Source organism: Arthrobacter sp. AL12 (genome assembly GCF_029960645.1).
Taxonomy (GTDB): Bacteria; Actinomycetota; Actinomycetes; order Actinomycetales; family Micrococcaceae; genus Arthrobacter.
Genome location: NZ_JASBQY010000001.1, coordinates 190,783 through 204,190, shown reverse-complemented (window position 1 = coordinate 204,190; position 13,408 = coordinate 190,783). Strand labels below are relative to the sequence as shown.

General features: G+C 67.9%; 12 protein-coding genes. 6 read left to right on the top strand and 6 right to left on the bottom strand.

Translation table 11 applies throughout. The features are described from left to right. Window positions 1-10: 10 nt before the first annotated feature. From QK291_RS00965 to QK291_RS00945, 5 genes are all read left to right on the top strand, one after another. Window positions 11-1,165: an acyl-CoA dehydrogenase family protein gene (locus QK291_RS00965; protein ID WP_282378913.1), complete on the top strand. Its 1,155-nt coding sequence runs from the start codon at window positions 11-13 to the stop codon at window positions 1,163-1,165. Window positions 1,166-1,248: 83 nt separating this feature from the next. Further along, a complete protein-coding gene (gene fabG, locus QK291_RS00960; RefSeq protein WP_282378227.1) occupies window positions 1,249-2,025 on the top strand; it encodes a 3-oxoacyl-ACP reductase FabG in 777 nt (258 codons plus the stop codon). Then, complete coding sequence (locus QK291_RS00955; protein ID WP_282378225.1) at window positions 2,025-3,218, top strand: acetyl-CoA C-acyltransferase; 1,194 nt, start codon at window positions 2,025-2,027, stop codon at window positions 3,216-3,218. Before fabG ends, QK291_RS00955 begins: the two co-directional genes overlap by 1 nt. Then, a complete protein-coding gene (locus tag QK291_RS00950; protein ID WP_282378222.1) occupies window positions 3,219-3,671 on the top strand; it encodes a MaoC family dehydratase in 453 nt (150 codons plus the stop codon). It begins immediately after the preceding gene. Window positions 3,672-3,758: 87 nt separating this feature from the next. Beyond that, window positions 3,759-5,135 (top strand): MFS transporter, encoded by a 1,377-nt coding sequence (locus QK291_RS00945; RefSeq protein WP_282378219.1) that lies wholly within the window; start codon window positions 3,759-3,761, stop codon window positions 5,133-5,135. Window positions 5,136-5,288: 153 nt separating this feature from the next. Here the strand turns inward: QK291_RS00945 and QK291_RS00940 are convergent, their stop codons facing one another. Continuing rightward, window positions 5,289-5,492, bottom strand: a complete 204-nt coding sequence (locus QK291_RS00940; RefSeq protein WP_013599688.1) for a cold-shock protein — start codon at window positions 5,490-5,492, stop codon at window positions 5,289-5,291. 158 nt (window positions 5,493-5,650) lie between these two features. Between QK291_RS00940 and QK291_RS00935 the strand changes: the two genes are divergently transcribed. Continuing rightward, window positions 5,651-6,394: a glycosyltransferase family A protein gene (locus QK291_RS00935; RefSeq protein ID WP_282378218.1), complete on the top strand. Its 744-nt coding sequence runs from the start codon at window positions 5,651-5,653 to the stop codon at window positions 6,392-6,394. A gap of 386 nt (window positions 6,395-6,780) precedes the next feature. Here QK291_RS00935 and QK291_RS00930 read toward each other — a convergent pair whose 3' ends face one another. The 5 genes from QK291_RS00930 to QK291_RS00910 all read right to left on the bottom strand — a co-directional run bounded on the left by QK291_RS00930 (window position 6,781) and on the right by QK291_RS00910 (window position 13,159). Continuing rightward, on the bottom strand, window positions 6,781-7,719 hold the full coding sequence (locus tag QK291_RS00930; RefSeq protein ID WP_282378216.1) for an alpha/beta fold hydrolase: 939 nt from the start codon (window positions 7,717-7,719) through the stop codon (window positions 6,781-6,783). 59 nt (window positions 7,720-7,778) lie between these two features. Then, window positions 7,779-8,912, bottom strand: a complete 1,134-nt coding sequence (locus QK291_RS00925) for an alpha/beta hydrolase (protein WP_282378213.1) — start codon at window positions 8,910-8,912, stop codon at window positions 7,779-7,781. Between the two features lie 115 nt (window positions 8,913-9,027). Next, entirely contained in the window at window positions 9,028-11,688 is a 2,661-nt protein-coding gene (locus QK291_RS00920; protein WP_282378211.1) for a PEP/pyruvate-binding domain-containing protein, read from the bottom strand. Window positions 11,689-11,697: 9 nt separating this feature from the next. Further along, entirely contained in the window at window positions 11,698-12,015 is a 318-nt protein-coding gene (locus tag QK291_RS00915) for a hypothetical protein (protein WP_282378209.1), read from the bottom strand. An 88-nt stretch (window positions 12,016-12,103) separates the two neighbouring features. Further along, window positions 12,104-13,159: a zinc-dependent alcohol dehydrogenase family protein gene (locus QK291_RS00910; RefSeq protein WP_282378207.1), complete on the bottom strand. Its 1,056-nt coding sequence runs from the start codon at window positions 13,157-13,159 to the stop codon at window positions 12,104-12,106. Window positions 13,160-13,408 lie beyond the last annotated feature (249 nt).

The following is a 13,408-nucleotide window of genomic DNA, read 5'->3' as shown; positions in this document are numbered from 1 at the left end:
CTTCTACCTCATGGACGATTTCCTCACCGCTGAGGACCGGGCCCTCCGGCTGAAGGTCCGCAGCTTCGTTGACAAAGACCTGCTGCCCGTCATCAACGGCTACTGGGAACGGGCCGAGTTCCCCTTCGAGCTGATTCCCAAACTCGCCGCCCTCGGCATCGTGGGAACCACTATCACGGGCTTCGGCTGCCCCGGGCTGAGCCGGCTCGCGGCCGGGATTGTCGCTGCAGAAGTCTCCCGCGGCGACGGTTCCGTAAACACTTTCCTCGGTGTCCAATCCGGTTTGGCGATGGGGACCATCAACATGCTGGGCAGCGGGGAACAGAAAAAGCGCTGGCTCCCCGCGATGGCGACGCTGGAGAAGATCGGCGCCTTTGCTCTGACCGAACCTGAACACGGGTCAGATTCCGTGGCCTTGGAGACGAGCGCGCGGCGGGACGGCGACAGCTACATCATCAACGGGCGCAAGCGCTGGATTGGCAACGCCAGCATGGCCGACGTCGTCATCCTCTTCGCCCGCGACGAAGCGGACGCCAAGGTCAAGGCCTTCGTGATGGAGCGCAACGACGACGGCAGCTACCCGGAGGGGTACTCCACCGACGTCATCACAGGCAAGATCGGCAAGCGGGCGATCCTCCAGCCGGACATCACCCTCCACAACCTCAGGGTGCCGGCGGCCAACCGGCTCACCGAATGCCACTCATTCAAGGACGTTACCCGGGTCCTGACGTCCACCCGTAGCGGAGCGTCCTGGGAATCCCTCGGCCACGCCATGGCTGCGTACGAAATCGCGGTGGACTACGCGAAGACCCGGCAGCAGTTCGGCAAACCGATCGGCAGTTTCCAGCTCGTGCAGAACAAACTGGCCAACATGCTCGCCGAGCTGACGGCCATGCAACTCATCTGCTTCCGGCTGGCGGCCCTGGCCGAGAACGGCCGGATGACCGGGCCGATGGCCTCGCTGGCCAAGATGCACACGGCCCAGAAAGCCCGGTGGATCTGTTCCGAGGCACGGGACATGCTCGGCGGCAACGGCGTCCTGCTGGAGCATCACGTCGCCCGGCACATGACCGACATGGAGGTCGTCTCGACCTACGAGGGCACCGACTCCATCCAGTCCCTGCTCGTCGGTCGCGAGATCACCGGTCTCTCCGCTTTCAGCTAGGTCCCGGCCGGGCGAGGCCGCGCAGGCAACAGGCAAGCGCCACACAGGCAACAGTCAAATTCCATGCAAGCGAAGGAAACACCATGAGCAATTTCATCAACCGGGTGGCAGTTGTCACCGGTGGCGCACAAGGGATCGGCGCCGCCACCGCATTGAAGCTGGCCGCCGGAGGCGCCACCGTCGTCGTCCTGGACCTCAACGAGGACGGCGCCAAGGACACCGCGCAGTGGATTTCGGAGCACCAGCACGTGCTCGCGGCCGGCGGCAAGGCCGCGTCTGTTGCCTGCGACGTCACGGATGAGGAGGCCGTGGACCGCGTCTTCGATGAAATTTACCGGGAGTTCGGGCGGCTGGACATCCTGGTCAACAATGCGGGCATCACCCGAGATAACCTGTTCTTCAAGATGGATCGGCCGGACTGGGACTCGGTCCTGACCACCAACCTCACGAGCGCCTACCTGTGCTCCCGAGCCGCTCAACGGTACATGGTCCCGGCGAAGTACGGGAAGATCGTCTCGCTGAGCAGCCGCAGCGCCCTGGGCAACCGGGGTCAGGCCAACTATGCCGCCGCGAAGGCCGGCATCCAGGGCCTGACGGCGACGCTTGCCATTGAACTTGGCCCGTTCAACATCACGGTGAATGCCGTGGCCCCAGGCTATATCGCCACCTCGATGACCGCGGCTACGGCCGAGCGCGTGGGCAGCAGCGCGGCCGAACACCAGGAGGCGGTGGCGGCCCGCACCCCGCTGGGCCGCGTGGGGCAGCCGGAGGAAGTGGCCGCCGCCGTGGCCTTCTTCGCCAGCGACGACTCCTCGTACGTCTCCGGCCAGACCCTCTACATCAACGGCGGGGCCCGCTGATGCGCGAGGCATTCCTGGTCGGCGGCGTTCGCACCCCGGTGGGCCGTCACGGGGGCGCGCTCGCCACGGTTCGGCCCGACGATCTGGCCGCGCTGGTGCTGCAGGCTGCCGTGGCCCGGGCCGGTGTCGACCCTGGGAGCCTTGACGAGGTCATCCTGGGCTGCGTGAACCAGGCCGGGGAGGACAACCGGAACATTGCCCGGATGGCGGTGCTCCTGGCCGGGCTGCCCGACGCCATTCCGGCTGTCACAGTCAACCGGTTGTGCGCCTCCGGTCTGACAGCCATCAGCATGGCGGCGCAGTCGGTGCGCAATGGCGACGCCGACCTTGTGGTTGCCGGCGGTGTCGAGTCCATGACCCGCGCGCCCTGGGTGCTGGCTAAGCCGGAGAAGCCCTTCGCCAAACCCGGGGAACTGGCGGACACTTCGATTGGTGCGCGGTTCGTGAACCCGCGGATGGGCGCCAGCGCCCGGTACTCGATGCCCGAAACCGCCGAAGAAGTGGCCAGCCGCGAAGGGATCTCCCGCGCCGACGCGGACAGCTTCGCACTGCGTTCGCACGAACTGGCCCTGGCAGCGATCGACGCGGGCCGCTTCAGCGACGAAATCGTCCCCGTCTCGGTCACTGGCCGGCGCGGTGAAGTAACGCTCGTGGACACCGACGAGGGGCCCCGGCGCGGGTCAACCGCCGAAGCCCTGGCCGGCCTCCGGCCGATCGTGAAGCCCGGCGGGGTCGTCACCGCAGGCAACTCCAGTTCCCTCAACGACGGCGCCTCCGCATTGGTGGTCGCCAGTGGCGAGGCAGTGGCACGCTATGGCCTGACGCCTCGGGCGCGCATCGTCACAAGCCAGGCAGCCGGCGTCGCCCCGGAAGTGATGGGCATCGGCCCGGTCCCGGCCACCCGGAAGGCGCTGGCCAAGGCGGGCTGGAGCCTGGACGATGTGGGCGCGGTCGAGCTCAACGAGGCCTTTGCCGCGCAGTCGCTGGCCTGCATGCGGCGGCTCGGGATGGATGCCGGTACGGTCAACAACGACGGCGGCGCAATCGCCCTTGGACATCCGCTGGGTTCCTCCGGATCAAGGATCGTGGTGACACTGCTGGGCCGGATGGAACGCGAAGGCGCCTCCCGGGGCCTGGCCACGATGTGCGTCGGGCTTGGCCAAGGCGTGGCCATGCTGCTGGAAAGGGTTTAAATGAGACTGTTCGAAGACGCCGCCGAGCTGGCAAGCATGACAGGGCAGGAAATCGGGGTGAGCAGTTGGCACACCGTGGATCAAACCCAGATCCAGGCCTTCGCCGATGCAACCTTGGACCAGCAGTGGATCCACACCGACCCGGAACGGGCCCTCGCCGGGCCGTTCGGCGCAACGGTGGCCCACGGCTATCTCAGCCTGTCGATGCTTCCGTACCTCGCCAGTCAGATTTACCGGGTCCACGGGGCGGCGATGATCATCAACTACGGCCTGAACAGGGTTAGGTTTCCGGCGCCGGCCAGGGTGAACTCGCGCATCAGGGACCGGCTGACACTGAATTCGGTGACCGACACTGCCAACGGCCAGCAGTTGCAGTTCCACCACCTGATCGAGCTGGAAGGCTCGGAAAAGCCGGCCTGTATCGCGGAGACCGTTTCCCTGCTCCGGAGCTGAACGGGTTCCGCTGCAACCTTTCACCGCATCCGAACAACGACGTTACGGCCGAGCCTGCCTGCAGGCTCCTCACTAGGGAGACACCCCGTGGTTACTGAAAACATGAACGTGAAATACGCAGAGGCGGGACCAGCGAGCGTTGCGTCCGATCCGGAGGTTTCGCCGGCGGAACTGCGCCGGACCTCGATCTCATCCTGGCTCGGCTCGGCGCTGGAATACATGGACTTTACGCTTTACACGCTGGCGGCCGCACTGGTCTTCGGGCCGCTGTTCTTTCCGAACGCGGACCCGGCCATGGCGCTACTGGCCAGCTTCGCAGCCTACGGTTCAGGTTTTCTGGTCCGGCCCCTGGGCGGGATCTACTTCGGCTACCTGGGTGACACGTACGGCCGGAAGCATGTCCTCATCATCACGCTGGCCATGATGGGGGTGGCCACCCTGGGCATGGGCCTGCTGCCAACGTACGCCCAGATCGGCGTGGCGGCGCCGATCATGCTGGTGCTGCTGCGGTTGATCCAGGGGTTTGGTGCCGGCGCGGAGCTCTCAGGCGCTTCGCTGCTGCTGGTGGAGTCCTCGCCCCACGGACGCCGCGGCTTCTACGGCGCGGTGGTGGCCATGGGGACGGCCACGGGCGTCCTGCTGGCCAGCACTATGTGGCTGCTACTTTCACAACTTCCCAAAGACCAGTTCCTGAGCTGGGGCTGGCGCATTCCGTTCCTGCTAAGCATTGTCACCACCCTGGTGGCCTTGTATCTGAGGCGCTCCATCAGCGAATCCCCGGTCTTCGAGCAGATCAAGGAACGCCGGGCGGCGCTGCGTGCGGAAGCGAAGCAGCAGAGCGTGTGGCGGGATGTAGCTGATGCCAAGAAGCCGTTCCTCGTTTCCCTGGGCATCAAGCTGGGTGAGAACGGCTCGGTGTACCTGGTGAAGGGTTTCCTGATCGGATGGACCGTGTCCGTGGTCAAGATGGATGCCAACGTGGTTACCACGGGTGTCATGCTCGGTTCGATAATGGGTATCGCCACAGTCCTGCTCACAGGCAAGCTCACGGACAGGTTCGGCCGCAGAATAGTATGGCTGTGGCTTTCAGCGTTCCAGTTTGCATTCACGATTCCGGCCATGCTCCTCATCGAAACCCGGAACCCGGTGTTGGTGGCACTGGTGTTCGTGATCTATATTGGCGGCCCCATCCCCAACATGTACGGTGTTGAGTCCACTTGGCTGGTGGAGATGTTCGGTTCCAAGCGCAGGTTCTCATTTATGACCACAGTCAAAGAAGTGGGATCAGTGCTGTCCGGCGGGCTGGGTCCGATAATGGCCGCCGCTGTGGTGGCTGCCACCGGCCCTGGTTGGATCCCGGTGGCAGCGATCCTCATGAGCTACGCAGCCATCGGTTGGGTGGCCGGGTTCTTCGCACCCGAAACCCGCGGCCGGGACCTGAACGCTGAGGCGGACGCCTGCTGAGCCGGAGGTGACCAGATGGCCGTGGGTCCACGTCGGCTGACAGCACGGCGCCCCCGCAACGACAGACGCCCCGTCCGAGAAACCTCGGGCGGGGCGTCTGTGGTCTTGGGGAAAGCATGGCGGCCGGCTGGCCGGTGCTGCTATCCGGAGTATTTAGAGCGGGCGGATGTTCTCGGCCTGCGGGCCCTTCGGACCCTGGGTGACGTCGAACTCGACCTTCTGGTTCTCGTCCAGCGAGCGGTAGCCGCTGCTGGCGATTGCCGAGTAGTGGGCGAAAACGTCGGCTGACCCGTCATCCGGGGCAATGAAGCCAAAACCCTTTTCGGCGTTGAACCATTTAACTGTGCCTGTAGCCATGCCATATCCTTCTGAAATGCTGCTGATCTCCGGCGGCCCGGGGGCCAACGGCTGCGGAGACATTCGTCCGCTGTTGCTCAACCTACGGGGCCGGGGGCCGCGGTGCAAGGGCCCAACGGGGGTATTTCGTCCCGTTCCCGGACTATAGTCGGGGCAATATGACAACAGTCTCGGTGGTTATCCCGACCCGGAACGACGCTGACATGCTCGGCGAGTGCCTCGCGGCACTCGCCCTGCAGACCCGGCCGGCTGATGAAATCGTCGTTATAGACAACACCAGCACGGACAACACCGCGGAGGTCTGCGCCGCCGCCGGGGCCCGGCGGATCGTCGTCGAACTCCCGGGTATCGCAGCGTGCACCGCGTACGGATTCGACGCGGCACGCTGCGAGCTGATTGCCCGGCTGGACACGGACTCGATCCCGCCGGCGGACTGGCTAGAACGGCTCGAAGCCATCCTGGAACAGGCGGGTCCGTTGTCCGCAGTTTCCGGTCCCGGCGACTTCTACGGCGAAACCCAGCTCGCCCGGTGGGTGGGTACGCGCGTCTACATTCCCGGGTATTTCTGGGCGATCGGGTGGCTGCTGGGTCATCCTCCGCTGTTTGGCTCGAACTTCGCCCTGCGCTCGGACGTCTGGGACCGGATCCGGAGATCGGTGCATCGGGGCCTCCCGGCGGTGCACGATGATCTGGACATTTCGTACCAGATCCCACCCGAGGTGATGGTGATCGCCGACCCCACCCTTCGCGTGCAGGTCTCCGCGCGGCCGCTGGCGAGCTGGCACTCCGTCCGGCGTCGGCTGTCGATGGCGTGGACCACTTTCGGTATCGAGTTCCGGCAGGAGGGCCCGTTCCGGCGGCGGCGCCGCCGTCGTCAATGGGAACGCGAGCACCCGCGCTAGGAACGCGACCACCCGCGCTGGGGTAAGTTGCCGTGACCGCCCTCCGAGGTTAAGGACGTCCGCGACTTCGAGATCGGTCATGGCGACGAGGTCATCCACGAACGGTCGGCCGACGTCAACCGGCTGCGGTGACAGCTAGCCCATCCCAACCGGCCCGGCCCACGCGCCGGGGCCGCCGCCTCCGCGGTCGTCGTCTTTGCCGCAACGTTTACAGCGCTTGTATAAGGCGCCGTCGTCAGCGTGTTCAAGATGCCAATCGTGCCGGATGTTCAGCTTGCACAGCCAGGCCTTGAGCATGGTCTTCTCCGATCGAATCGAGCCGGCGGAGGTCGGTCATTCAATCATCGCCTTCGTGCCGCCGCAGCAGAAGACCTAAAGCTGGATTCCTAGGCGGATCCGTAGAGCGCGATCAGGTCCCGGCTCATCTGGTGCGGCGAGGTCTCACTGGGGCTGTGCCCGCCCCGGTACACCGCGATGCGCGCGCCGATGGCCTGCGCGAAGCGGCGGTGCAGCGCCAGCGGCCAGAGGTCGTGTTCCCCGACGGCGACGAACTTCGGCAGCGACGCCACCGCCAGTACGCACCTCAGATCCGGCGCGTGCTGCATCAGTCCGACGATGTCGCGCACCGAACTCCGGCGGGTGAAACGGAACCGGTGATTCACGAACCGAATCCGGTTGGGCGGTACGCGCGCGACGTTGAGGCGGATGCCCCAGATCATCAGCGCGGCGCCGACCCTCGGGCCGACCCAGCCGCTGAACCGTCCGATGCGCTGGACGCCGCGGAAGCTCTGGCCGGGCTCGGGCGGGCAGCTGAGCAGGGTGAGGCTGCGGAATTTTTCCGGCCGCCGGGCGAAGGCCGCCTGGGCGACGATCGCTGCGAAGGAATACCCGATGACGTGAGCGGCCCCGTCGTCGGCGTCGAGCATGGCGAGCAGGTCGTCGGTGAACAGCTCGAAATCGTAGTGCGCCCGGGGCGGCACGAGGTTTTCCGGGCCCGCAGCGGCGGATTCGTACTGGCCGGCAATGTCGCAGCTCAGGACGAAATACCCGGCAGCGGCGAGCTCGGGCAGCATCAGGACGAAGTCTTCCTTGGACCCTGTGGCCCCGGGGATCAGGAGCACCCGGGGGTTGCCGGGGGTGCCCATGGAGAGGGTGGCGAGCGGGCCGCTGGGGGCCCGGAAGATGCCCCGGATTGCACCCTCGGGCAGGGCTGTCCAGTCCACGTCGCCCAGGGCGGCATCCCGGCGGGCGGCTTCGTCAACCAGCGCCGATCCGAATCCCTCAGGATCCCGGTCGCCCTGTGCGTTGCTATCGGCAGACACCATGGACTTAACATAGCCCCGAGCGGCGGCTGACGGGACCCGGTCGGGCGGAGCAGCAGCCTTCAGGCCACGTTGCGCACGAAAGCGTGCAGCCGGCGGTACACTTCCTGCGATTCCGGGTAGCGGAAGTCCTGTTGCCAGGTGTGCTCGGTGTTGGAGTTGTCCCAGTCGTAGATGAGGCTGTCCACGGGGACGGAATGTTCGCGCAGCCGGGCAATGAAGTTCATGTTGGCGGCGTAGAAAAAGTCCCGTTCCGACGTGGTCACGAACACCGGCGGGAAGCGCGAGTCCAGCCATTCGATCGGGGAGAGGAACCCGGCGCCCTTGCGAAGGGCCTCGCGCCGGCTGGGGCCGACGCCGGCGAACCTGCTGCCAAGGCCGCTGCGCATGCCCCCGCCGATGCCGCGGTTCCGGCCGCCGGAAGGGAGGCAGGGAAGCAGCATGCGGATGAAGTTCAGGCTGAGTACGAAGCCCTTTTCGAAGAAAACGGAAAAGTCCACGACGCTGCAGTGCTGGACCAGCCCCTTGAAATCGGACGCCGGGACGGCGGGTGTGAAGCCGTGGTGCCTTGCCAGTTCCGGCCGGAAACTGGCTGCGGTCAGGAGTGCCGCGATCTGCCCGCCGGCGGAGTCGCCGCCGAGCACGATGCGCGATCCGTCGCCGCCGTAGCCGGCGATGTTCTCCCGCACCCAGGCCAGCGCGGCGTTGGCGTCCGCCAGCACGTGGGCCATCTGGAAACGCGGAGCCTTCCGGTAGTTGACGTTGACCACCACCATGCCGCCCTCGGCCTGGCTGGCGCAGTACTTGGTCAGCGACGCCTTGTCCCCGGACGTCCAGCCGCCGCCATGGAAGTACACGTAGACGGGCAACGCCCCCGGCGAGCCGGCGCCGGCTGCTGGTGTGCCGGCGGGAAGCTGCGGGGTGATGACGTCGAGGCGGTGCGCCCGGATGCTGTCGCCCACGAAGTCGATGTCATGGAAGTAGTCGACGCCGGTGATCGGGTCGACGTTGAAGCGGGAGTTCTCGCTGGTCTTCACCGAGTGCATCAGCACCCGCCACGTCCACACCGGAACCCGCTGCAGGACGGTCCTCGCCCTGCGGGCCAGGGCGAACGAGCCACGGGAGGGTTGCGGCCGTTGCCGGGACAACTGAAAGGACGGCTGGTGGTGCGTTGGCTGGTGGGCCGGTGTGGTCATCATCTGATTCTATCTGGCACACCTGTGCTATTGCCGTGAGGGCAGCCTGCCCTGGGCCGCAGCACGGTGCAGGCTGCGGCATTGCAGGCCCGGTTCACGGTACCGCCAGCCCGAGTCACGGCTCCTCGCGGATGGTGCCCGCCGCGCCGTCGACGGTGACTCTCTGGCCGTCCCGCAGCCGGGTGGTGGCGTCCGGGACGCCGACGACGGCCGGGATGCCGTACTCGCGGGCCACCACGGCCCCGTGGGATATGACGCCGCCCATTTCCATGACGAGCGCGCCGGCGGTCAGGAACAGCGGCGTCCAGCCGGGGTCTGTCGAGGGGGCGACCAGGATGTCGCCGGGCTCCAGATGAGCGCCCACCGGGTCCATGATCACCCTGACCCGTCCGGTGGCGGTGCCGGCCGACGCCGGTGTCCCGGTCAGGGCCCCGGACGGCGGAGACTTCGCCATCATGGCGGCCTCGACGATTCCCTGCAGGTCCGCGCCGCGCAGGCCCACGCGGATCTCGTCGAAGTCGAGGAAGAACACGTCCTCGGCGGCTGCGATCATGCCGGCCGATGCCATGTCCGCACCGATCCGCAGCAGCTGCCCGTGCATCTCGCCGAGCACAAGCACGATGTAGAACTTGGGCAGTTCCCGCAGCCCCGCCAGTTGCCGCACACGGCGCAGACAGAGCTCCACCGCCCGGGCGCGCCAGGGGCCCCGGACCCGCGCCCGCTCCACCAGGCTGCGGATCCGGTCCTCCGCATGCTCGGCGGCCCGGGCAAACTGGCGGTCGGGAGCCTGCTCCGGATCCTCGACCCGGAGGTAGTTCGAGATCATGCCGAGGATATGGTCGGGCTGTTCGGACCAGCGGGGCATGCCGAGGTCTATTTCCGCCACGGCGCGGTGGCCGTAGCGGGCGAGGAAGCCGCGCACCCCGGCCTGGGCCTGGGGCGGCAGTGAGCCGGCGAGATATTCGGCGGACAGCTCCTCAGGGCGTTTCGCCAGGAACTCCCCGCGCGACACCGGGTCGTCGCCGATGGAAACGGCGAGCTGCCAGAGCTCCAGGTCCATTTCGGTCGTGATGTTGTGGGGGAGGCCGCGCAAGACAGCTTCCAGCTCCCGGGGCGGGGCGATGCCGCGCAGCAGCCGCCGGGCTACGGCCAGCATGATGTAGCCCACGGACGGGCCCGGCAGCGTGGCCCGGATCAGCCCGTCAACCGTCCGGCCAAGGATCTGCTCGGCGTATTCGAGCCGCGTGGCGGAGGTCGCGGGTTCGGCCAGCCGGAGCTCGGCCTCGAGCCCCCTGCCGTAGTTTTTGGCTCGCCGCAGCTCGGCGGCGGGCCAAAGCGCGGGGCGGATCATCCCAGGAATGAGCCCCAGGATGAGGCCAAGGCTGGCCGATTTCTCGGTGCTGCCGGTGCTGCCGGTGCGCCGCGGCGGCGGGACGCGGCGCGCGGGCCCGCCCCTGCGCAGGCGGGCCCGGAAGGGGTGCTCGATGAGGCTGAACCTGGGGTCCTCAAGCAGGGCCGGCATCACGGCACCGGATCTGCCGTCCGCCAGGGGGAGTACCCGCAGCAGGTAGGCGCGGCCGGACTTGTTGCGGGCCACCGCCGTGAGGTCAACGTACATCCGCAGGCCCGGATTGACGTACCGCCAGGGCCCTTTGCTGTTGCGCATCATCTCGAGGACGGCCAGCCCCATCGGCGTGATCGGCCGGGTCAGCCCCTGGAACAGGGTGCCGCACAGGTAAACCCGGGTGGGCGCGGCGGCGCCGGCGGCGACGTCTTCGGGCGCGGGCTCGGGCAGCGGATACAGTGTGGTGATCGGTCGTGACTGGGTGAGCCAGATCCTGCCGGCGGTGTCGACCGCCCATTCGATATCCTGGGGCGCCCCGAGGAGTCGCTGGACGCGGTCTCCCAGCGCCGTGAGTTCTCGCAGCCGGGGCTCGTCCAGGACCGGGCCGCGGCCGGGGACCGTCCCTCCCGGCGTTCGAAGCCTGACCGCGCCGGCCGCCGTGTCCAGCACGAACTGGTCCGGGTTGACCGCTCCCGAGACCACGGCCTGCCCCGAGCCCGGGCTCGCGTTGATGACCGTCTCGGTCCGGGTTCCGGTGACAGGGTTGGCGGTGAACAGCACCCCGGCCGTGGCGGCGTCGACCATGGCCTGAATGACGACGGCGAGTCCCACGTCGCTGTTGCTGAACCCGTTGGCGGACCGGTACGCCACCGCCCGGTCGCTCCAGAGGGACGCCCAGCAGCGCCGGACCGCCTCGACCACGGCGTCGGCGCCGACGACGTCGAGGTAGGAGTCCTGCTGGCCGGCGAAACTGGCGAAGGGCAGATCCTCCGCTGTGGCGGAGGACCTGACGGCCACTGCCAGGGTGCCGCCCATGTCCGCGTAGGCGGTGCGGACGGCGGCATCCACCGCGGGCGGGATCGGCGCGTCCTCGATCAGTGCCCTGGCCCGCCCGGCCGCCGTGACCGGCGCTGCGGTGACTGGCGTTCCAGTGCCCCGCGCTGCCCCGGATGCCGCTGTTCCCGCCCCCGGTCGCGGTGCGTCGAGCTCGGCTGCGAGGGCAGCGAGTCCGGGTGGTTCCGCCAGTTCGTAGGCGACGGTGGTCAGGCAGAACCCCTGAGGCACCGGCAGGCCGGCGGCCAGGAGTTTGCCGAGGTTCAGGGCTTTGCCGCCCACGAACTTCAGGGGCGCCGTGCCGGTCCCGCTGAGGTCCAGCACGAGGGGTCCTGCGGGGGAACTGCCGGGCGGCGTGTCAGGACGTACAGCATCCACGGCGGGCCCCTAGGGCACGTCCGTTGGACTGTCGGTATCCTCCCACATCACGTCCAGGTTCCGGAACACCGGCGGCCCATCGCAGAGGGCCGCCATCTGGGCGGCGAAGTCGGAGGTCTCCGGCCGCGCGGAGTTCTCCATGGCCGAGTCGTAGGAATCGAATTCGACCAGGGTGAGATAGGTTCCGGGGCGGTCGCGGTCCGCGGTGGCCAGGATCCGGCGGAAGGTGGGCGGGGTGCTTCCCTCGGTCCTCGACGGCCGGCCCAGCGCCTCAATTTCCTCGATGCGGGAGGTCTGGAACTCGATGATCTGCACAAACCTGGCCATGACGGCTCCTCGACGGCGGCGGATGCTGATGCGCTCACGGTAGACCCGGTCCCCTCGGTAGAACAAGGGTCAGAAAGAGGGCGCTTCCCTATGGGGTCAGCAGGACCTTGATGGCGCGCCGTTCGTCCATCGCGCGGTAGGCCTCCGCGGCCTCCTCGAGCGGCATGACGACGTCGAAGACGCGGCCCGGGTTAATCGTGCCGTCGAGGACGTCCGCCAGCAGTTCCGGGATGTAGGTGCGCGCCGGGGCCATACCGCCGCCGATGGAGATGTTTGTGTCGAAGAGGTAGCGCAGGGGGACCTCGCTGCCGCCGGTGGGGACCCCGACAAACCCCAGCGCCCCGCCCGGGCGGGTGCAGTTCAGCGCCTGGTCCATGGATTCCTTGGTCCCGACACACTCAAGCACGGAGTCGGCCAGCACACCGCCGAGGAGTTCACGGACCCTGGCGACGCCGTCGTCCCCGCGCTCCGCCACGATGTCGGTGGCCCCGAATTCGCGGGCGATCGCCTGGCGGTCGGCGTGGCGCGACATCGCGATGATCCGTTCCGCCCCGAGCCGCTTGGCGGCCAGCACCCCGCAGAGTCCGACGGCGCCGTCGCCCACCACCACGACGGTGCGGCCCGGACCGGCTTTCGCAGCGAGGGCCGCGTGGTGGCCGGTGGCCATCACGTCGGACAGCGTGAGCAGGCTTTTCCGGAGGGCGTCATCCGGCTCGGTGATGCCGGGAACCTTGACCAGGGTGGAGTCGGCCAGCGGGACGCGGACCGCCTGGCCCTGGCCGCCGTCGACGCTCAAGCCCGTGTCGTCCTTGCCGCCCCAGCCGGCCAGATGGTCACAGGCCACGGTAACGCCGTTGAGGCACTGGGGGCAGGCCCCGCAGCTGATCACGAACGGTGCGATCACGAGGTCACCGACGGCCAGTCCGATGATGCCGGAGCCGATGCTCTCCACGGTGCCGATGAACTCGTGGCCGATCGCGGTGGGCCGGCGGGTGGGCCGCACGCCCCGGTAGGGCCACAGATCCGAGCCGCAGACGCAGGAGGCGGTGACCTTCACGACAGCGTCGGTGGGCAACTGGACCGTGGGATAGTCGCGGTCTTCGACCCGGATGTCGCCGGGGGCGTGGATGATTGTGGCGCGCATGGGGGCTCCTCGGAAGAGTGGTGGGCGGGCTAGGACCGAGTTTAGTCCTCCCGGCCCGCCGGCCCGCCCGCCAACATCGAGGACCCGCCCATGACCGTCGTCGGCGGGGGAACACTGGGCCGGCGCATCGCCTTGATGCTTTCGCTCCAGGCGATCAAGGGCGAGCCGCTGCTGGTCCTCCCAGACCCACGGCCCCCAAGCAACGCGGGGTCAGGCACGGCCCATAAAGCCGCCCGGCAACGGCCGTAA

What these genes read in the sequence shown, in the direction of transcription:
- QK291_RS00965 (WP_282378913.1), top strand. Translation starts at nt 11, where the DNA reads ATGGACGATTTCCTCACCGCTGAGGACCGGGCCCTCCGGCTGAAGGTC.
- fabG (WP_282378227.1), top strand. Translation starts at nt 1,249, where the DNA reads ATGAGCAATTTCATCAACCGGGTGGCAGTTGTCACCGGTGGCGCACAA.
- QK291_RS00955 (WP_282378225.1), top strand. Translation starts at nt 2,025, where the DNA reads ATGCGCGAGGCATTCCTGGTCGGCGGCGTTCGCACCCCGGTGGGCCGT.
- QK291_RS00950 (WP_282378222.1), top strand. Translation starts at nt 3,219, where the DNA reads ATGAGACTGTTCGAAGACGCCGCCGAGCTGGCAAGCATGACAGGGCAG.
- QK291_RS00940 (WP_013599688.1), bottom strand. Translation starts at nt 5,492, where the DNA reads ATGGCTACAGGCACAGTTAAATGGTTCAACGCCGAAAAGGGTTTTGGC.
- QK291_RS00935 (WP_282378218.1), top strand. Translation starts at nt 5,651, where the DNA reads ATGACAACAGTCTCGGTGGTTATCCCGACCCGGAACGACGCTGACATG.
- QK291_RS00930 (WP_282378216.1), bottom strand. Translation starts at nt 7,719, where the DNA reads ATGGTGTCTGCCGATAGCAACGCACAGGGCGACCGGGATCCTGAGGGA.
- QK291_RS00925 (WP_282378213.1), bottom strand. Translation starts at nt 8,912, where the DNA reads ATGACCACACCGGCCCACCAGCCAACGCACCACCAGCCGTCCTTTCAG.
- QK291_RS00915 (WP_282378209.1), bottom strand. Translation starts at nt 12,015, where the DNA reads ATGGCCAGGTTTGTGCAGATCATCGAGTTCCAGACCTCCCGCATCGAG.
- QK291_RS00910 (WP_282378207.1), bottom strand. Translation starts at nt 13,159, where the DNA reads ATGCGCGCCACAATCATCCACGCCCCCGGCGACATCCGGGTCGAAGAC.